The sequence below is a fragment of the Actinoalloteichus caeruleus genome (assembly GCF_049311605.1).
GTDB lineage: Bacteria > Actinomycetota > Actinomycetes > Mycobacteriales > Pseudonocardiaceae > Actinoalloteichus_B > Actinoalloteichus_B caeruleus.
Genome location: NZ_CP186005.1, coordinates 3,802,769 through 3,821,594, shown reverse-complemented (window position 1 = coordinate 3,821,594; position 18,826 = coordinate 3,802,769). Strand labels below are relative to the sequence as shown.

Annotated in this window: 19 protein-coding genes; 13 read left to right on the top strand and 6 right to left on the bottom strand. The window is 71.6% G+C overall.

Annotated features, from left to right (window positions below):
- The first annotated feature begins 12 nt into the window (after positions 1 to 12).
- Both ACOJVX_RS15260 and ACOJVX_RS15255 read left to right on the top strand, forming a co-directional pair.
- A complete protein-coding gene (locus tag ACOJVX_RS15260; protein WP_422646871.1) occupies positions 13 to 1,158 on the top strand; it encodes a M50 family metallopeptidase in 1,146 nt (381 codons plus the stop codon).
- Between the two features lie 195 nt (positions 1,159 to 1,353).
- Entirely contained in the window at positions 1,354 to 2,184 is an 831-nt protein-coding gene (locus tag ACOJVX_RS15255) for a tRNA (adenine-N1)-methyltransferase (RefSeq protein ID WP_026419809.1), read from the top strand.
- A 12-nt stretch (positions 2,185 to 2,196) separates the two neighbouring features.
- Here the strand turns inward: ACOJVX_RS15255 and ACOJVX_RS15250 are convergent, their stop codons facing one another.
- Positions 2,197 to 2,742 carry a hypothetical protein gene (locus ACOJVX_RS15250; RefSeq protein WP_026419808.1) on the bottom strand — a complete coding sequence of 182 codons (546 nt, stop codon included), beginning with the start codon at positions 2,740 to 2,742 and terminating at the stop codon, positions 2,197 to 2,199.
- Between the two features lie 96 nt (positions 2,743 to 2,838).
- On the opposite strand from ACOJVX_RS15250, the gene ACOJVX_RS15245 reads away from it, so the two are divergent.
- Positions 2,839 to 3,174, top strand: coding sequence for a hypothetical protein (locus ACOJVX_RS15245; RefSeq protein ID WP_155886218.1), 336 nt, complete (start codon positions 2,839 to 2,841; stop codon positions 3,172 to 3,174).
- Between the two features lie 188 nt (positions 3,175 to 3,362).
- On the opposite strand, the gene ACOJVX_RS15240 is transcribed toward ACOJVX_RS15245, so the two are convergent.
- On the bottom strand, positions 3,363 to 4,283 hold the full coding sequence (locus tag ACOJVX_RS15240; protein WP_026419806.1) for a hypothetical protein: 921 nt from the start codon (positions 4,281 to 4,283) through the stop codon (positions 3,363 to 3,365).
- 280 nt (positions 4,284 to 4,563) lie between these two features.
- Here ACOJVX_RS15240 and arc point away from each other — a divergent pair, with 280 nt between their 5' ends.
- From arc to ACOJVX_RS15225, 3 genes are all read left to right on the top strand, one after another.
- Positions 4,564 to 6,360: a proteasome ATPase gene (gene arc / locus ACOJVX_RS15235; RefSeq protein WP_026419805.1), complete on the top strand. Its 1,797-nt coding sequence runs from the start codon at positions 4,564 to 4,566 to the stop codon at positions 6,358 to 6,360.
- An 835-nt stretch (positions 6,361 to 7,195) separates the two neighbouring features.
- Positions 7,196 to 7,738, top strand: a complete 543-nt coding sequence (locus ACOJVX_RS15230) for a DUF3558 family protein (RefSeq protein WP_418154653.1) — start codon at positions 7,196 to 7,198, stop codon at positions 7,736 to 7,738.
- Between the two features lie 45 nt (positions 7,739 to 7,783).
- A complete protein-coding gene (locus ACOJVX_RS15225) occupies positions 7,784 to 8,749 on the top strand; it encodes an aldo/keto reductase (RefSeq protein ID WP_030226756.1) in 966 nt (321 codons plus the stop codon).
- A gap of 6 nt (positions 8,750 to 8,755) precedes the next feature.
- On the opposite strand, the gene ACOJVX_RS15220 is transcribed toward ACOJVX_RS15225, so the two are convergent.
- A complete protein-coding gene (locus ACOJVX_RS15220; RefSeq protein WP_026419802.1) occupies positions 8,756 to 9,298 on the bottom strand; it encodes an NUDIX hydrolase in 543 nt (180 codons plus the stop codon).
- Between the two features lie 201 nt (positions 9,299 to 9,499).
- Between ACOJVX_RS15220 and dop the strand changes: the two genes are divergently transcribed.
- The 4 genes from dop (at position 9,500) to prcA (ending at position 13,010) form a co-directional block, all read left to right on the top strand.
- Complete coding sequence (dop, locus tag ACOJVX_RS15215) at positions 9,500 to 10,999, top strand: depupylase/deamidase Dop (protein WP_026419801.1); 1,500 nt, start codon at positions 9,500 to 9,502, stop codon at positions 10,997 to 10,999.
- A 96-nt stretch (positions 11,000 to 11,095) separates the two neighbouring features.
- Positions 11,096 to 11,290, top strand: a complete 195-nt coding sequence (locus ACOJVX_RS15210) for a ubiquitin-like protein Pup (RefSeq protein WP_016697490.1) — start codon at positions 11,096 to 11,098, stop codon at positions 11,288 to 11,290.
- A gap of 54 nt (positions 11,291 to 11,344) precedes the next feature.
- Positions 11,345 to 12,193: a proteasome subunit beta gene (gene prcB / locus ACOJVX_RS15205; RefSeq protein ID WP_418154650.1), complete on the top strand. Its 849-nt coding sequence runs from the start codon at positions 11,345 to 11,347 to the stop codon at positions 12,191 to 12,193.
- Positions 12,194 to 12,251: 58 nt separating this feature from the next.
- Positions 12,252 to 13,010, top strand: coding sequence for a proteasome subunit alpha (gene prcA / locus ACOJVX_RS15200; RefSeq protein WP_026419799.1), 759 nt, complete (start codon positions 12,252 to 12,254; stop codon positions 13,008 to 13,010).
- Between the two features lie 24 nt (positions 13,011 to 13,034).
- On the opposite strand, the gene ACOJVX_RS15195 is transcribed toward prcA, so the two are convergent.
- The 3 genes from ACOJVX_RS15195 to ACOJVX_RS15185 all read right to left on the bottom strand — a co-directional run bounded on the left by ACOJVX_RS15195 (position 13,035) and on the right by ACOJVX_RS15185 (position 15,357).
- Positions 13,035 to 13,472, bottom strand: a complete 438-nt coding sequence (locus ACOJVX_RS15195; RefSeq protein ID WP_030105304.1) for a universal stress protein — start codon at positions 13,470 to 13,472, stop codon at positions 13,035 to 13,037.
- A gap of 36 nt (positions 13,473 to 13,508) precedes the next feature.
- Complete coding sequence (locus tag ACOJVX_RS15190; protein ID WP_162147325.1) at positions 13,509 to 13,655, bottom strand: hypothetical protein; 147 nt, start codon at positions 13,653 to 13,655, stop codon at positions 13,509 to 13,511.
- A 196-nt stretch (positions 13,656 to 13,851) separates the two neighbouring features.
- Positions 13,852 to 15,357, bottom strand: coding sequence for a bifunctional phosphatase PAP2/diacylglycerol kinase family protein (locus tag ACOJVX_RS15185; protein ID WP_422646870.1), 1,506 nt, complete (start codon positions 15,355 to 15,357; stop codon positions 13,852 to 13,854).
- A gap of 66 nt (positions 15,358 to 15,423) precedes the next feature.
- Between ACOJVX_RS15185 and pafA the strand changes: the two genes are divergently transcribed.
- The 3 genes from pafA (at position 15,424) to ACOJVX_RS15170 (ending at position 18,823) form a co-directional block, all read left to right on the top strand.
- Entirely contained in the window at positions 15,424 to 16,782 is a 1,359-nt protein-coding gene (gene pafA / locus ACOJVX_RS15180) for a Pup--protein ligase (RefSeq protein ID WP_026419795.1), read from the top strand.
- Positions 16,783 to 16,871: 89 nt separating this feature from the next.
- A complete protein-coding gene (locus ACOJVX_RS15175; RefSeq protein WP_026419794.1) occupies positions 16,872 to 17,852 on the top strand; it encodes a helix-turn-helix transcriptional regulator in 981 nt (326 codons plus the stop codon).
- Positions 17,849 to 18,823, top strand: coding sequence for a helix-turn-helix transcriptional regulator (locus ACOJVX_RS15170; protein ID WP_026419793.1), 975 nt, complete (start codon positions 17,849 to 17,851; stop codon positions 18,821 to 18,823). The genes ACOJVX_RS15175 and ACOJVX_RS15170 overlap by 4 nt, the downstream gene beginning before the upstream one ends.
- Positions 18,824 to 18,826: the final 3 nt, after the last annotated feature.

The following is an 18,826-nucleotide window of genomic DNA, read 5'->3' as shown; positions in this document are numbered from 1 at the left end:
TAGGCTTCGTCAGTGCCCGCTTCGATCCGCTGGACCCCCGCGACCGGCCACGAAGGCGGCCTGGTGGTCGCGCGTGTCCGTGGGGTTCCGGTGCTGCTCGCGCCCTCGTGGTGGTTCATCTCCCTGCTCATCGTCGTGCTCTACACGCCCCTGGTGCGCATGATGCTGCCCGGCGTCGGTCTCCTGGGGGGAGCGTTGCTCGCGGCGACCTTCACCGTGCTGCTCGGTGTCTCCGTGCTGCTCCACGAGCTCGGCCACTGCCTGGTCGCGCTGCGGATGGGGATGCCGGTGCGACGGGTGCGCCTCCAGTTCCTCGGTGGCGTGGCCGAACTGGTCAGGACCCCCTCCCGGGCGCGGCAGGAGGGCCTGATCGCGGCCGCCGGTCCGGCGGTCTCGGTGCTGCTCGCGCTGCTGTCGGCGGCGCTCCTGCTGGTGGTCGAGCCCCGGACCGTCCTGTGGTTGCTCGTGGTCCAGATCACGGTCGCCAACGCCGCGGTCGGGGTGTTCAACCTGCTGCCCGGCCTCCCGCTGGACGGCGGCCGGGTTCTGCGGTCCCTCGTGTGGGGGCTGACCGGGCGTCGCTCGGCCGGCACCCGCGCCGCCGCCGTCGGTGGGGTGCTGGTGACCATCGCCCTGGCCTGGTGGGCGATCGTGGGGCTGCTCGCCGCCAGTGAGGACCGGTGGCTGCGGCTGGGTGTGTGCGTGGTCATGATGTGGTTCATCGGGGTCGGCGTCGTCGCGGAGCTCGGCAGCGAGAACCGGCGCAACTGGCCACCCGGTCTGCGGCTGGCGGACATCGTCCGCCCGGTCCTCCAACTCCCCGCGGAGAGCCCCGTCTCCGACGCGCTGGCCGCGTCCGCGGGAAGAGGGGTGGTACTGGTCCGGGCCGACGGCATGGCGGTGGGCCTGCTCGACCTGACCGCCGCCGAGAACCTCTCCCGGCAGGCCCCCGTCACGCCGGCCGAACAGGCAGCGGAACCGATCTCCGCCGAGAACGTCCTGCTCGACTCCGAACAGGGTGAGGACATCGTGGAACGCGTGTTCTCCAGCGCGTCCTGGCAGTTCCTCGTCGTCGACGGTGAGGGCCGGCCCTCCGCCGTGCTGCACCGGGACGAACTGCGCAACGCGTTGCTGAGCCATCGGGGCAACGCCGCCTGAGTCAGGGGGCCGGTGGTGGACGACGCGGTCCCCCGCCGCCAGGAGGGCGGGCACCTCCGAGGGGCACGTCCGGTGGCCGGGTACCGCGACCCGGGCAGCCGGTGGGGCGTTGGAGCCGTCTGCCAGGATCGACGTCCGACCAGGCGGGTTCAGCCCGCCCTCGGAACACCACGTCGAGCAGGAGGTTCAACGCCCGTGAGCACCCCCAGCGGCCCCTTCCGGGAGGGCGACCGCGTGCAGCTGACCGACCCCAAGGGACGGCGCTACACGATCGTCCTCGAGGCGGGCAAGGAGTACCACACCCACCGGGGGGCACTCGCGCACGACAAGATCATCGGCCAGCCCGAGGGGACGGTGGTCGGTTCGGGCGGTGGGACCAGCTTCCTCGCGCTGCGGCCCCTGCTGTCCGACTACGTGCTCTCCATGCCCCGAGGGGCACAGGTGATCTACCCCAAGGACGCGGCGCAGATCGTGATGTGGGGTGACATCTTCCCCGGCGCCCGTGTGCTGGAGGCCGGCGCCGGGTCGGGTGCCCTGAGCTGCTCCCTGCTGCGAGCGGTGGGGCCGGCGGGCAGTGTGCTCTCCTACGAGGTGCGGGAGGACCACGCGGAGCACGCGGCGCGCAACGTGGAGCGGTTCTTCGGCGAGCGTCCCGCGAACTGGCGGCTGCGGGTGGCTGACCTGAAGGAACACCAGGACGAGCAGGTCGACCGGGTGGTGTTGGACATGCTCGCGCCCTGGGAGGCACTGGACACGGTGGCCGACAACCTCGTGCCCGGTGGGGTGCTCGTCGTCTACGTCGCCACGGTCACCCAGCTCTCCCGGATCACCGAGGCCCTGCGCGAGCAACAGAGGTGGACCGAACCGGAGTCCTGGGAGACGATCCAGCGCCCCTGGCACGTGGTGGGGTTGGCGGTACGGCCCGAACACCGCATGATCGGGCATACCGCCTTCCTGCTCACCACACGCCGCCTGGCGGACGGGGTCACCCCCCTGCGGCAGCAGCGGCGACCCAGCAAGGGCTGAGCTCGCGGCCGCTCACCGGGCGGGCGGGACCTCCTCGTCGTCGAGGAGGCGGATGTCGCACATCTTCCACCCGTTCTCCTCGACGAACCACACCCCGATGCGGGCCGTGGTCGGGAACCCGGCCAACTCCGGGGGCAGGTTCGACAGGTGCTGCCGGAAGATGGCCTGCGCCTCCACCTCGCTCATGACGGCGGCCGCCTCGAACTCGTAGCTGGCCTCCACCTGCTCCAGGGCGGCGGCCACCTCAGGGGGGACAGGGACACCCAGGGCGGCGGCCGGGTCCAGGCGCTCGATGGCGTCGTCGAAGTACTCCGCCCTGGACGTGCAGGTGTGGGCGAGCAGGGTCTGCCGGTCGTCCGCGCTCATCGCCGTGACGAGGGAACGGGCGACCTCATCGATGTCGGTGCTCGTACGGCCCCCGCCGGCCGGGGGTTCCGCGTCGGTGCCGTCCTGCCCGAGCGGTGGTTCGTCACCCCCGGCGTCCTGGCCGGTCGTCGGGGCGCCGTCGCCGGTGGCGGAGGGGGTGTCGTCGTCCCCCGTCAGCACGAGGACCAGCACGACGGCCAGGACGATGACGAGTACCCCACCGCCTCCGAGGACCCACGGCAGCGGGCTCTTCTTCGGCGGACCACCCGGGCCGGGCGGCGGGTAGCCGTGCGGTGGGCCGTAGTGCGGGTACTGCTGCCCGCCGGGTCCCTGCTGCGGCCAGCCGCCGACCGGGGTGGCCTGCGGCTGCCGGGGCCATCCACCGGTGGGGTCCCCGGCCTGCGGTGGCGGGGGCTGCTGCGGCCAGCCGCCCGTGGGAGGACCCTGCTGCGGCCAGCCGCCGCTCGGCGGGCCCGGGTGCGGCTGCTGGCCGTGGGGCCCCGGCGGCCCGCCGTGGGGTCCGGGCTGCTGTGGCGGGACGGACATCTGCTCTTCTCCTCCGGGAGGCGGCTGTTCTCCGCGATCGGTGACTCGGTGCGCGTCGCCGCGCACAACGCAACCTAGCGGTGACGGCAGGTGCTCAGGAGCGATCTCCCCGTGAAGGGTCGGATGACGCCGGACACGTCCGACACGGCCGGCTGGCGCCCCGCCGGGCTCTCAGGTCGTCGGAACGGCGGAAGGCCGCGACGCGGGAACGTCGCGGCCTTCGCGGGAGGGCTCCGGGTGGGGGCGGACGAACCCGCCCCACCGCCTCAGTAGTCCAGGTTGTTCAGCTCGTCGAGGTGCCGCTGCATCTCCTCGAGCTCCCGCTGGAGCTCGGGGTCGCCGAAGTCGGGGATGTCCCGGTTGTCGAGGTCACCCATGTCCAGGCTGCCCGGGTCGAAGTCGGGGATGTCCAGGTCGCCCGGATCCGTGTCGGGGACGTTCGGCGTGCCGGGCGCGCTGTCCTCGGTCGGCTCCGGTACCCCGCACAGGAGCCAGGCGTCGTCCTCCTTGGTGAGGGGGGCGCTCAGCTCCATGTCGCTGAGCATCTCCATCATCGGGGCGGCGTCCGCGCCCACCCCGGAGATGTTCAGGGTGACGATCGCCCTCGCGTTGGTCTCGTCGACCTCCTCGACGCGCACCAGCGACCACTCCGCAGTGGCGTTCGCGAGTTCCGGCGGCACATCCGCGTTCTGCGAGGGGTCGAGGTCGGTGATGATGGTCTCGATCTGCTCGCGGTGCGCGCCGCAGCTCAGGTCCGCGAGCCGCTGCGTGTCGTTGTCGTTCATCGCGGCGACCGCGCTCTCCGCGACCGCCTGCGGGGTGCTGTTCGACCCGCCGCCGCCCAGGACGATGACGAGGACGACGACCAGCCCGACGACGAGGACACCGCCGCCGGCGAGGATCCAGGGCAGCGGGCTCTTCTTCTGGGGGCCGCCGGGACCCTGCGGTCCACCCGGGCCAGGCTGGGCGGGGAACCCGCCGCTGGGCGGCCCGAACGGGGGCTGTCCGCCGGGCGGGGGCCCGTAGGGGCCCTGCGGCCCCGGCTGGCCCTGCGGAGGCATACCGCCCTGGGGCCAGCCGCCCTGCTGCCCTGGCTGGCCCTGGGGCGGCATACCGCCGGGGGGCGGCTGCTGGCCCCAGCCGGGCTGCCCGCCGTAGGGGTCGGGCTGGTTGGGCGGGACGGACATGGTTACTCCTTGCGACACTGGACCACTGGGGGCGACGGGCGGCCGAGCCGCCGCGTCGGCGGGGTGCGACGTCCCAGGGCGATCCGAAGTCCACCGGATCGGAGGAAGAACGTGCGCAGCACGCTACCCGCCAGCGATCGACCTCGGGGTGGGAACGGGAGAACTCGTCCCCGGGGTGGCGGAGAGTGACGCAAGGGACACCCGCCCGGTCCGTGGATCATTACCAACCGGGCTGATCGCCGGTACCGTGGACTCCACCAGTACGGGAGGAGGTGCCGAGATGGACCATGACCGTCCCGGCAGCCAGCCTGAGCCAGGCGGCACACGGCAGACCGACGGTGAAGATGTCGAGTTGACGGCGCAGATCCGATTCCTGGAAGACGAGGTGGCGCTGCTGCGCCGCAAACTGACCGAGTCACCTCGCCACAACCAGTTGTTGGAGCAGCGGCTGGCCGAGGCGTCCAACCGCATCAACCAGTTGACCGAACGCAACGCCAAGCTGGTGGACACCCTGAAGGAGGCCCGAGGGCAGCTGCTCGCCCTCCGTGAGGAGGTCGACCGGCTGGCGCAGCCGCCGAGCGGCTACGGAGTGTTCCTCCGGGCCTACGAGGACGGCACCGTCGACGTCTTCACCGCGAGCCGCCGGATGCGCGTGGCGGTCTCACCGGCGGTGGAGGCCGCCGAACTCAGCCTGGGGCAGACCGTCCGGCTGAACGAGGCCCTCACCGTGGTGGAAGCCGGTGAGTTCGAACGCACCGGTGAGCTCTGCACCCTCCGCGAGGTCCTGGTGGAGGAGCAGGAGGGGCTGCCCCGACGGGCTCTCGTCGTCGGGCACACCGACGAGGAACGGGTGGTCTGGCTTTCCACCCCGCTGGCCGAGTCGAAGCTCAAGTCCGGTGACTCCCTGCTGGTGGACGGCAAGGCGGGTTACGCCTACGAGCGCGTTCCCAAGGCCGAGGTGGAGGACCTCGTCCTGGAGGAGGTCCCCGACGTCCGCTACGAGGACATCGGCGGTCTGGGACGTCAGATCGAGCAGATCCGCGATGCCGTCGAGCTGCCGTTCCTGCACGCCGGCCTCTTCCACGAGTACGAACTGCGCCCCCCGAAGGGCGTCCTGCTGTACGGACCTCCCGGGTGCGGGAAGACCCTGATCGCGAAGGCCGTCGCCAACTCGCTCGCCAAGCAGGTCGTGGTGGCGCAGGGCGGGGAGGCCGGGCAGGCGAAGTCCTACTTCCTCAACATCAAGGGGCCCGAGCTCCTCAACAAGTTCGTGGGGGAGACGGAGCGCCACATCCGGCTGATCTTCCAACGCGCCAGGGAGAAGGCGTCCGAGGGCACCCCCGTGATCGTCTTCTTCGACGAGATGGACTCGATCTTCCGCACCAGGGGGAGCGGGGTCTCCTCGGATGTCGAGACGACCATCGTGCCGCAGCTGCTGAGCGAGATCGACGGGGTCGAGGGACTGGAGAACGTGATCGTGATCGGTGCCTCCAACCGGGAGGACATGATCGATCCCGCCATCCTGCGGCCCGGGCGGTTGGATGTGAAGATCAAGATCGAGCGGCCCGACGCCGAGGCGGCGCAGGACATCTTCTCCAAGTACCTGACGCCGAGCCTGCCCATCCACGCCGACGACCTCGCCGAGTTCCAGGGGGACAAGGCGGCGTGCATCGACGCCATGATCCAGCACACCGTGGAGCGCATGTACGCGGAGAGCGACGAGAACCGCTTCCTCGAGGTCACCTACGCCAACGGTGACAAGGAGGTCCTCTACTTCCGCGACTTCAACTCGGGAGCGATGATCCAGAACATCGTCGACCGGTCGAAGAAGGCGGCCATCAAGTCCGTGCTGGAGACCAAGCAGCCCGGGCTCCGCGTCCAGCACCTGTTGGACGCGATCGTCGACGAGTTCGCCGAGAACGAGGACCTGCCCAACACCACCAACCCGGACGACTGGGCACGCATCTCGGGCAAGAAGGGTGAGCGCATCGTCTACATCCGCACGCTGGTGACCGGGAAGAACCAGGACGCCGGCCGGGCGATCGACACCGCGACCAACACCGGTCAGTACCTCTGAGGAACCTCCGGGGTCGAACGACCCGTGACCTGGGGCCTCCGGCCGTCGCCGGGGGCCCCAGGCGTTCGTCGGGAGCCCCGGGCGTTCGTCGGGGCCCGCCGAGGTGGTGGGAACGGTTCCTGGCGCCGCTGCCGGGTCCACACGACGGGCGTCCACGGGCTCGGGGGAGGGGCCGGGGCGCCAAGGGCACTCACGGGCCCGAGGGGGGAGGGGCGAGCCCGCCGTCCCCCATGTCGGCGGGGACGGGAACACCGCGCGTGGGGGACCGGTCCGCTGGTGGCCGCGCGCGTCCAGTCCCCGGCCGTGAGCACCAGCGGGGTCCACGGGGTGGTGCGCACCCGGGGTCCGACCGTGCGGAGCACCGTTGAGCCCGAGGGGCGGCGTCGGTGGCGTCTCCCGTGCCGGCGCTCCCGCCTTCTTGTTCTTGCCGAACGAAAATTTCCGGACCTGGTGAATGGTTGGCGTTGAATTCAGCAACCGCGAAAACCTTTCGCCCACGGTCGGCGGGATTGTTGGCGCCAACCCGCCAAAATCCGATAGTGCTCACCCATAAGGGTGATCAACATCACGGATAGTGGAGGTGAATATGTTCCTCCACTGGCACCTTCTGTCAGGATGCGCCATTGATGCGGCCAAAGGGTGAGGTCGGTCGTGACGCAATGCCGCAACGCGGTGCGGCGACGCAATCGTTCACCCATCCGTGGTTCCCAGCTGGTCACCGTCCGGCCGGCGGTGCGTTGCCTTCGCGACGGGACCCACGGTGGCACGGCCGTGGAACCCGCCCGGGGCGCCGGCCCCGGAGGGACACCGACCAACCCGTGAGGAGTCCACACCGATGCCAGGTTCACCCAGGTCCGTCGTCATCCCGGCGGCCTCCGCCGGGCTGCTGCTGCTCACCCTGGCCGCCTGCGGACAGGAGGAACCGGTGGACGCGGGCAGTGGCCCGACCACCAGAACCACCCTCGAAGCCGCGCAGGAGCGACTGGGCAACGCGGTCAGGAGCAGCTGCGAGAGCCAGCCCGGGGCCGTCCAGCAACTGATGGCGGACCCGAGCCCCAACTACAGCACCAACCGGGCGCAGGGGCCCACGTGCACGTGGTCAGCCGGTTCCCGGCAGCGCGTCGTCATCACCGCCGTGACCTCCGAGCCCTACTCCCAGTGGCGTGCCACCAACGAGCTGCTGGTGGGGGAGGGGACCGGTTTCCAGGTCAGGGGGCACGACGCCACCTGGGCCCCGGGCAGTGGCGAGGAGGGAGGCTGCCTCGTCGTCGCCGACGTGGACGACACGGCGCTGACGATCCAGTTCGGGGGGGTCGAGGACGCCGACTGCGCGGGAGCGCGGAACCTGGCCGACCAGGTGCTCGGGAACCTGGACTGATGCCGTCGCCAGCCCCACTCCGATCCCCCCGGTAATGTCACCCGGATGGATAAGTCCCAACCGGTCGACGATGCCGGGATCCGGAGGCTTGGCCTCGGGCTCGCGGCGCTGGGTCGACCGGCCTACATCAACCAAGGGGGAGCGGACGCCCTGCCGGCGGAGCGCACGGTGGAGGCGATGCGGCGGAACTGCCACGACGTGCTGGACGCCGCGTACGCGGCTGGCGTCCGGTGGGTTGACACGGCCCGCTCCTACGGCCTCGCGGAGGACTTCCTCGCGGACTGGCTCGCGGACCGGGGGCACCGTGACCTGACGGTGTCCAGCAAGTGGGGGTACACCTACGTGGGCGAGTGGCGTGTCGACGCCGAGGTCCACGAGGTGAAGGAGCACAGCGCCGAGCGGTTCGACGAGCAGTCGCGGGAAAGCCGCGACCGGCTCGGGGATGCGCTGGGCGTCTACCAGGTGCATTCGCTGACGCCCGACAGCCCGCTGTTCGACGACCGGGCACTGCTGGGGCGGCTGGCCGAGCTGGCCGGAGGTGGTACCCGGATCGGGTTCTCCACCTCCGGCCCACGCCAGTCGGAGACCATCGAGCGCGCGGTGGAGCTGGAGGTCGACGGCGAGCGGCTGTTCGCGACGGTGCAGTCCACCTGGAACCTGCTGGAGCCCTCGGTCGGTCCGGCGTTGGCCGCGGCCTCGGAGGCGGGCCTGCGGGTGCTGGTCAAGGAGCCGCTGGCCAACGGGCGGCTGGTCGTCGACGCGCCTGACCTGATCCGCGTCGGAGCCGAACGAGCCGGAGTGGGCCCGGACGCCGTCGCGATCGCGGCGGCGCTGGCGCAGCCGTGGGCGGACACCGTCCTGCTCGGGCCGGCCAACGTCGAGCAGCTCAGGCGGAACCTGCTCGCTGTCGGCGTCCCGTTGCTCCCCGCCGAGAGGTCGGCGATGGTCGCGACCCTGGCCGAGCCAGCCGAGCGGTACTGGCGACGCCGGTCCGCGTTGCCCTGGCACTGACCTCCCTCACGTCCCCAGACCACCCGCGGCGGAGCGTCGGAACCACTCCCGAACCAGCAGCCGGCTGTCCGGCACCAGGGGCCATCCGGGGTCGACGCTCCGCCGCCGCAACTCCTCCAACGGCATCCACCAGCCCGACGCGATCTCCTCGGGCTGGTGCCGCACCTCACCGCCCCACCGCGCCTCGAAGAGGTGGGTGCGCACCCGGAGCCCCGGCCCCTCGTAGGAACCGACGAGGACGGGCCGCAGCGGCACTCCGACCACCCCCAACTCCTCCGCGAGTTCACGGCGCGCGCAGTCGGCGGGGTCCTCGCCCGCGTCCACCACGCCCCCGGCGAAGCAGTCCAGCCCTCCGGGGAAGATGTCCTTGGTGTCGGTGCGCCGGTGTACGTATGCCTGGTCGCCGCCGGGCGAGAGCAGCAGGACCGCCCCACACCCGTGCCACAGGTTCTCCGCCCTGACCCGCCTCCTGGGGGCGCTGCCCACGACCGTGCCGTCGGCGTCGTAGACGGCGACCAGTTCGTCTCCCCGGGAGACCGGTTCACCCATATCCCCAGCCTCGCACGACGACACCACCGGGCCGAGCACCACCACAGCTGTGGTGGTATTCCACCACCCATGTGGTGGTGCGGCTGGTCGGAGCGATTCCACCCGACGAGGCGAGGACGGAGAGTGTCCGTCCGGTCACTCTTTCAAGTGTCGCGCTCATGATCAAGCCGAGAAAGGTCCCGAAGCCGTAGGCTGAAACCCATGCGGCGGATCATGGGAACCGAAGTCGAATACGGGATCACGGTGCCGGGTGAGAGCACCGCCAACCCCGTTCTCACTTCCACCCAGGTGGTGCTGGCCTACGCGGCGGCCGCCGACATCCCCCGGTCCCGCCGAGCGCGGTGGGACTACGAGGTGGAGTCCCCGCTGCGGGACGCCCGTGGCTTCGACCTGGGAGGGCCGAGCCTGCCCGCCACCGACCACGAGGGCGACGACCTCGGCGCGGCCAACGTCATCCTCACCAACGGCGCGCGGCTCTACGTCGACCACGCCCACCCCGAGTACTCCACGCCGGAGGTCACCAACGCCAGGGACGCGGTGATCTGGGACAAGGCGGGGGAGCGGGTGATGGAGGAGGCGGCCATGCGGGCCGCCACCGTTCCGGGACAACCGCACATCCAGCTGTACAAGAACAACATCGACAACAAGGGCGCCAGCTACGGCAGCCACGAGAACTACCTGATGGCGCGCGGCACGCCCTTCACCTCGGTGATCTCCGGCCTGATCCCCTTCTTCGCCTCCCGCCAGGTGGTGTGCGGGTCGGGGCGGGTCGGGCTGGGCGCGTCCGGCGACGGCGCGGGGTTCCAGCTGTCCCAGCGGGCCGACTACATCGAGGTCGAGGTCGGGCTGGAGACCACCCTCAAGCGGGGCATCATCAACACCCGCGACGAGCCCCACGCCGACGCCGACAAGTACCGGCGCCTGCACGTGATCATCGGTGACGCGAACCTGGCCGAGTACTCCACCTACCTGAAGCTGGGCAGCACGGCACTGGTCCTGGACATGATCGAATCTGGCCACCGCTTCGACGACCTGCGGCTCGGCGACCCGGTGCGGGCCGTGCACACCATCAGCCACGACCCCTCGCTCCGCGCGACCGTCCCGCTCGCCAACGGGCGGCGTTTCACCGGGCTCGACCTCCAGTGGGCGTACCACGAACGCGCCGTCCGGCACGCCGAGTCCGAGGGCGTCGACCAGGAGTCCGCCCACGTCCTCCAGACCTGGGGCGAGGTGCTGAACAGGCTCAGCCGGGACCCGGCGGAGTGCGCGGACATGCTCGACTGGCCGGCGAAGCTCCGGCTGTTGGAGGGGTACCGCGCCCGGGACAACCTCGGGTGGGCGTCCTCCCGCCTGCACATGATCGACCTCCAGTACTCCGACGTCCGGCTGTCCAAGGGGCTCTACAACCGGCTGGTCGCGCGGGGCTCGATGCGGCGGCTCGTCGACGAGGAGGAGGTGCGGGCGGCGATCACGCTGCCCCCGGAGGACACCAGGGCCTACTTCCGCGGCCAGTGCATGGAGCGGTACCCGGCCCAGATCTCGGCGGCCTCCTGGGACTCGGTGATCTTCGACCTCGGCAGGGAGTCCCTGGTGCGCATCCCCACCCTGGAGCCGCTGCGAGGGACGAAAGCCCACGTCGGCCACCTGCTTGAGGCCTCGTCCAGCGCTGAGGAACTCGTCGACTCGCTGACCCGGCGGTAGCGGGACCACCCCGGTCGGCCGCTCGGCGGGACGACGGACGCCCCGCCAACTGGGTAATCTTGGGACACGGGCAACGCCCTGACATCGGGAGGACTGATGGCACAGGAACACGCGCAGAAGCACGGCGGTGGCGACGGGGACGACGAGGCCCAGGAAGCCACGACCGCGGGCCAGGAGCGGCGCGAACAGCTTGGCGAGGACGTCGACACCATCCTGGACGAGATCGACGACGTCCTGGAGGAGAACGCCGAGGACTTCGTGCGAGCCTACGTCCAGAAGGGCGGCCAGTAGGCCGTCGGCACCGCCCGCCGTACCCGTCACGCCGACCCAGGAGTACACCGCCTCATGGAGAACCCGACAGCCCGCGCCCATTTGGGCGCGGCCCTGCCGAACGCCTACTTCGCTCCCGGATCATCCTTCGTCGACTTCGTGCGGGCGGCCGCGCCCGAACTGCTGCCCGGAAACCGGGCGATGCCAGAAGGGCAGGTCGGGCACCCGCCGCACGGCACGACCGTGGTGGCGTTGAAGTACCGGGGCGGAGTGCTGCTGGCGGGTGACCGGCGGGCCACCGCGGGCAACCTCATCGTGCAACGGGACATCGAGAAGGTCTTCACCGCGGACGCCTACTCCGCGGTGGCCATCGCGGGGACGGCCGGCATCGCGCTGGAACTCGTCCGCCTGTTCACGGTGGAGCTCCAGCACTACGAGAAGATCCACGGGGTGTCGCTCTCGTTGGAGGGCAAGGCCAACCAGCTGTCGAACATGATCCGTGGCAACCTCGAGCTGGCGATGGCCGGACTGGCCGTCGTACCGCTGTTCGTCGGGATCGACGTCGACTCGAACGGGACGGAGTGGCCGGGCCGGATCTTCAACTACGACGTGACCGGGGGCCGCTACGAGGAGCACGGCTCCTACCACGCCGTCGGTTCGGGCTCCCTGTTCGCCAAGTCGGCGCTGAAGAAGCGCCACGAGCGGGACGTGGACGAGGACACCGCGATCCGCAACGCCGTGGAGGCGCTGTACGACGCGGCGGACGACGACACGGCCACCGGCCACCCGGACCTCGCGAGGAAGATCTACCCGGTCATCGTCACCATCACCCCGGAGCACGGCGCGGTCCGGCTGACCGACGAGCGGGCCGCCTCGGTGGCGGAGTCCGTCGTCGCCGGTCGCCGGGACAACCCGGGCGGCTGAGCCCGGCGAACGACGACCCAGCCCAGCCAGACCCTCTCATCCCGCCGGGAGCTCCCACGTGACTCTGCCCTTCTACACCTCGCCAGAACAGCTGATGCGCGAGCGCTCCGACCTGGCCCGCAAGGGCATCGCCAGGGGCAGGAGCGTCGTCGTCCTCACCTACTCCGACGGGGTGCTCTTCGTCGCGGACAACCCGTCCAACACGCTGCACAAGGTCTCGGAGATCTACGACCGGATCGGGTTCGCCGCCGTCGGCCGCTACCCGGAGTTCGACAGCCTCCGGGTCGCCGGCATCCGGCACGCGGACCTCACCGGGTACGCCTACGACCGGAAGGACGTCTCGGGTCAGACGCTGGCCAACGTCTACGCGAAGGCGCTCGACGCCGTCTTCACGGAGCGGGTGAAGCCCTACGAGGTCGAGGTCTGCGTCGCCGAGGTCGGCTCCTCGCAGGAGAACGACAAGATGTTCCGCCTGTCCTACGACGGGTCGATCGACGACGAGTCCCGCTTCGTGGTGATGGGCGGCCAGGCCGACACCATCCGGGGTGTCCTCCGGGAGGACTACCAGGAGGGTCTGGAGCTGGCCGCTGCCCTGCGGCTGGCCGTACGGGCCCTCGGCGCCGAGGTCGGGACGGGCTCGGGGAGCGGGGGCGCCGCGGCGCCGAAGCGCGAGATCTCCGTCAACCAGCTGGAGGTGGCGGTGCTGGAGCGGTTCCGACCGAACCGGGCCTTCCGGCGGATCCCCACCGCCACCCTGGCGACGCTGGTCGAGGAACGGTCGAGCGAGGACGCGCCGGACGGTCCCGCCGCCGAGTAGCGGCGCCCGAGGTTCGACGCCCGATCACCGCACCACCAGGACCGGGCATTCGGCCGCGCGGACGCACTGCGCGGCCACCGAGCCCAGCATCAGCCGGCCGCCCCGGCCCCGGTGGCCGAGAACCAGCAGACCGGCGGTCGCGGACGCCGCCAGGAGGACGGTGACGGCGCGCCCCCGGGGCGCGCCCACCGTGACCTCCTCAGCCTCACCCAGGCAGTCCGCCACGACCCGGACGGTGTGCTCGCGCATCCACCCGGCGTACTCGTCGAGGCTGGGAACCGTCGCGGGCGGCAGGCCCGGGGGGCGTGACGCGCTCCGCAGCGTCCAGGCCCGCAGGACGTGCAGCGGAGCGGAACGGCACTTCGCTTCGTCGGCCGCGGCCCGGAGCGCGACCAGCGACGGCCGCGACCCGTCCAGGCCGACGACCACCGGCCCTTCGAAGCTCCCCGAGGACGAGTCCATACGGTCCCATCGAACCCGAAGGAAGGGCCGCTGTCGTCATCCGATCAGGTCGACTGCCGGCGACGGCCAGTAGCCGGTCCCGGTCCGGTCCACCGGCAGGGCGGCGGCCCCGGCCGGGGCGGGCGGCGAGGCCGGGGCGTCCTCCGCGCCACCGCCGACCTTCCCCCACCCACGGCGCCGCACGGCCGCTCCGGGCGGGGTCGGGGCGCACGAGCGCCCACCGGCCCGCACGGCGGCGCCCAGCACCACCCGACCCGGCTCGCGATCTCCCTCCGCGGGAAGCCGGCGACATCCCCCGCGTCCGTCGCGAGCGGGCCGGGACGAGCGAGGCGGAGGGGTCGGGCGGGCGGCGGCCCCGCCCGACCACGGCGGTGCTGGTTCAACCACGCCACTCGTCCCGTTCCGGCCAGTGGTAGACGCGCAGCGCACGGGGCCGGGTGGTGAACCGGAACCAGCGTCCCGCTGGTGCCACCTCCCCGTCGACCGCGAGCCTGGTCCGGTCGTCGACCAGGTCTACCTCGAAACGCGGCCGCTCCTGCTGCACGTACGTGCGGCTGTGGTGCAACGCGCCCGTCAGGGCCGCCCCCAGGAACCGCAGCCGTGAGAACGGCACGTCGGCGCGGACGTAGCGGACATCGAGCAGCCCGTCGTCCATCCGCTGGCGGTTCATCGGGGCGAAACCGCGGGGTTCGTACACCCCGTTCCCGACGAAGAGGAGCCAGACGGCGCGTTCCCGGCCGTCGATCCGCACCCGGATCGGCTCCGCCTCCCGCAGCACGCGGACGAGTGCCGCCGCTCCCGCCAACCACCGGCCCCAGCGGGGCTCCCACCGCTCCCGGTACCGGACCAGATCCGGGTAACCGCCGAGGCTCGCCGTGTTCACGAACCACCGGCACCCCGCCCCGTCGCCGTCCACGGTCCCGATGTCCACCTCGATGGCCAAGCCCTCCTCGGTGGCCAACGCGGAACTCCCGGGCGACCCCGAGGCCACGTCCCGCGCGAAGTGGTTCAACGTCCCCGTGGGGATGACCACCAGCGGCAGGCCCCGCTCGGCGGCCACGGTCGCGACCGCGGCGACGGTGCCGTCACCGCCGGCCACGCCGAGCGCGCGCACCGGCTCCGCGCTGCCGGCCACGGCCTCCTCGACGTGCCGCCTCAGGTCGGTGGCCTCGTCGTCCGGCGGGGACAGGATCCGGGCCGACGGCCAGGACTCGGACACCAGATCGGTCGGATCGGCACCACCCGACCCGGAGCCGGGGTTGGCCAGGACCAGCAGCCCCTCGCCGTCGGAGAGCGGGGTGGCCCGCACCGGGGACCGCCGGATCGCGGGCCCGCCGTCCGTCAGCGGCCACCACCGCCGCGTCGCCAGCGCCACCCCACCGCCGAGCAGCGCGCCGAAGACGACATCGCTGGGCCAGTGGACACCGGTGTGCACCCGCGAGTACGCGACCGCCGCACCGAGGGGCGCGACGACCGGGAGGGCTTTCGGCGCCTCCATGCCCACGGCCGTGACGAAGGCCGCAGCCGAGGCGGCATGGCCGGACGGGAACGACGAGGAGACGGGTGGAGCCGCGTAACGCCGCTCCGCCGAGATCAGGTCCGTCGCGGGCCGCCTCCGGGGCACCAACGGCTTCCCGACGAGGTTCGCGGTGAAGCTCGCTCCGGCGATCGAGATCACGGCGCGGTACGCGGCACGCCGCGTCACACCTTCGCGTGACGCCAGTAGGGCGGCGATCCCGAACCAGAGCAGGCTGTGGTTCGCGGCGGTGCCCAGGCCCCTGAACACCGCGTCAGCTCTGGTCGCCGGTAGTCGGCCGCTCGCGCGCACCAGTCTCCCGTCCAGCCGGTTCGTCCGTCTCAGAGCCTCGGACACCCACTTTCGCATCACCAGAAGCTAGCGCCCCCCGAATGGATCACGGAGGGAGCGGGCGGAGTCGCTTACTGTGGAGCCATGCAGCGGCGGATTTTCGGTATCGAAACCGAGTTCGGGGTGACCTGCACCTTTCACGGGCAGCGCCGGTTGTCGCCGGACGAGGTCGCGAGGTATTTGTTCCGCCGGGTGGTCTCCTGGGGCCGCTCGTCCAACGTCTTCCTGCGCAACGGCTCCCGCCTGTACCTCGACGTCGGATCCCATCCCGAGTACGCGACCGCCGAGTGCGACGAACTCATCCAGCTGGTCACCCACGACAAGGCCGGGGAGCGGGTCCTGGAGGACCTGCTGGTCGACGCCGAACGCCGGCTCGCGGAGGAGGGCATCGGCGGGGACATCTTCCTGTTCAAGAACAACACCGACTCGGCCGGCAACTCCTACGGGTGCCACGAGAACTACCTGGTCGCCAGGGCGGGCGAGTTCGCGAGGATCGCCGACGTCCTGCTGCCGTTCCTCGTGACGCGCCAGCTCATCAGCGGGGCGGGGAAGGTCCTCCAGACCCCCAGGGGCGCGGTGTACTGCCTGTCGCAGCGGGCCGAGCACATCTGGGAAGGGGTTTCGAGCGCGACCACCCGCTCGCGGCCGATCATCAACACCAGGGACGAGCCGCACGCCGACGCCGAACGCTACCGGCGGCTGCACGTCATCGTTGGTGACTCGAACATGTCCGAGGTCACGACGCTGCTCAAGGTCGGCACCACCAACCTGGTGCTGGAGATGATCGAGGCGGGCGTCCAGTTCCGCGACTTCACGCTGGACAACCCGATCCGCGCCATCCGGGAGATCAGCCACGACCTCACCGGTCAGCGGGGCGTTCGGCTCGCCGGCGGCCGGGAGGCCTCGGCGCTGGAGATCCAGCGGGACTACCACCAGCGCGCCACCGAGTACCTGCGGGAGCGCGGCAGCGACGCCACTCTCGACCGGGTGATGGAGCTCTGGGACCGCACGCTGCGCGCCGTGGAGACCCAGGACTTCAGCCTGATCGACCGGGAGGTCGACTGGGCGATCAAACACCGGCTGTTGCAGCGCTACCGCGAGAAGCACCAGATCGGCCTGTCCAACCCGCGACTGGCGCAGATCGACCTGGCCTACCACGACATCCGGAGGGGCCGGGGGCTGTTCGACCTCCTCCAGCGCAAGGCACTGGTCGAGCGGGCGACCGACGACGGCGAGATCGAGGCCGCCAAGGACACCCCTCCCCAGTCGACGAGGGCCAAGCTCCGGGGCGACTTCATCTCCGCCGCGCAGAACGCCGGTCGGGACTTCACGGTGGACTGGGTGCACCTCAAGCTGAACGACCAGGCCCAGCGCACCGTGCTGTGCAAGGACCCGTTCCGCGCGGTGGACGAGCGGGTGGAGCGCCTCATCTCGTCGTTGTGACCACTCCCCGGTGCGGGCACCGCCCGCGCGGATGATGTTCCCCCCGGCCTCCCGGAGGGCGGGCGGGGCGGGGCCGCTAGGGTGCGGTGGTGTCCTCCGCACGTGCCGAACGCCTGGTCAACCTGGTGCTCTGTCTGTTGTCCTCCCGTCAGTACCTGACCGCGGACCGCATCCGCGGCATCGTCCCCGGGTACGCGACGGCCCCCAGCAGCGAGGCCTTCTTCCGCATGTTCGAACGGGACAAGGCCGAGTTGCGGGACCTCGGCATCCCCGTGGAGACCGGGCGCAACTCGGTCTTCGACAACACCGAGGGGTATCGGATCACGCGCCCCGACTACGAACTCGGTGAGATCGACCTCGAGGCCGACGAGGCCGCGGCGGTGGGACTCGCGGTCCGGTTGTGGGAGTCCCCGGAGTTCTCCCAGGCCGCGCACGGGGCGCTGCTCAAGTTACGGGCCGCCGGGGTCGAGCTGGACCTGAGCGTGGGGGCCGCCGTCGAACCGAAGGTGCGCATCGCCGAGCCCGCCTTCGACGCCCTGCGCGCGGCGGTGGAGAACGGCCAGGTCGTCACCTTCCGGCACCGCCGTTCCTCGGAGCCGGAGCCGGACGCCCGGCTGCGCACGGTGGAACCCTGGGGAGTGGTCTCCTGGCGAGGCCGCTGGTACCTGGTCGGCCATGACCGGGACCGGGGTGCGACCCGCTGCTTCCGGCTCTCCCGCATCGTCGGCGCTGTTCGCGCCGTCGGCGAACCGGGAGCCGTTCACCGACCGAGCGACGCCGACCTGCTCAGGATCGTCGCCGGCAGCGCCGACCCCGCTCCCGCACCGGAACCGGCAGTGCTCTGGATCGCGGCGGACCGGGCGCACGGTCTCCGCCGGCACGCCACCACCGTCGGCGGCCGCGAGGTGGGTGGGACACCGGGTGACGTCGTCGAGATCGAGTTCCGGTCCCTCTCCTCGGCGGCGGACTGGATCGCCGGCTACGCCCCCGACGTGCTGGTGATCGAGCCGGCCGGCCTGGCCGACGCCGTCGCCGCGGTGCTCGGTGGAATCGTGGAGGAGACCCGATGAGCAACGCGTCCTCGCAGCGGCTCGCCCGACTGCTCGCCCTCGTCCCCTACCTGTTGGCCCGCCCTGGGATCCTGGTCGAGGAGGCCGCCCGGGATTTCGGGGTGACCCCGAAACAGCTGCGCAAGGACCTGGAGCTGCTGTGGATGTGCGGGCTCCCCGGCTACGGACCGGGTGACCTGATCGACCTGTCGTTCGACGACGAGACGGTGACCGTCTCCTTCGACGCCGGCATGGACCGTCCCCTGCGGCTCACCGCCACCGAGGCGACCTCGTTGCTGGTGGCGCTGCGCGCCCTCGCCGACACGCCCGGGGTGACGGACACCGAGGCGGTCAGCCGAGCCGTCGCCAAGATCGAGGACGCGGTGGGCCAGGCCCAGCCCAGCGGCGTCGTGATCGGGTTGGGCGGGCGACCAGGCGTCGCCGAGACGGTCCAGCGCACGGTGACGAGGGCCGTGGACGAGGGCCGGGCCCTCCGCATCCGCTACTACACGGCGTCCCGCGACGCCATCACCACTCGCGTGGTGGACCCGAAGCGGGTCCTCCTGATGGACGGGCACAGCTACCTGGACGCCTGGTGCCGGCAGGCCGAAGCGACCCGGTTGTTCCGGCTGGACCGGGTCGACGAGGCCGTGCTGCTCGACGAGCCAGCCCGCACCCCGGAGGAGGCGGAACCCGTGGACGTCGCGGGCGGGGCGTTCCGCGCCACGCCGGACCAGGAGACGGCGGTGCTCGAACTGACCCAGGACGCCCGCTGGGTCAGCGAGTACTACCCGACGGACGAACGCACCGAACTGCCCGACGGGCGGCTGCGGGTGCGGCTCCGCTACTCGGACCGCTCCTGGGTCGTCCGACTGGTGCTGGGCCTGGGCGGCCGGGCCAGGGTCGTCGAGCCGCTGCCGTTGGGCGCCGAGATCGCCGAACGCGCCGAGCGGGCGCTCCGGCTGGCCGATGAGCTGGCCGACGCCCGCTGAGTG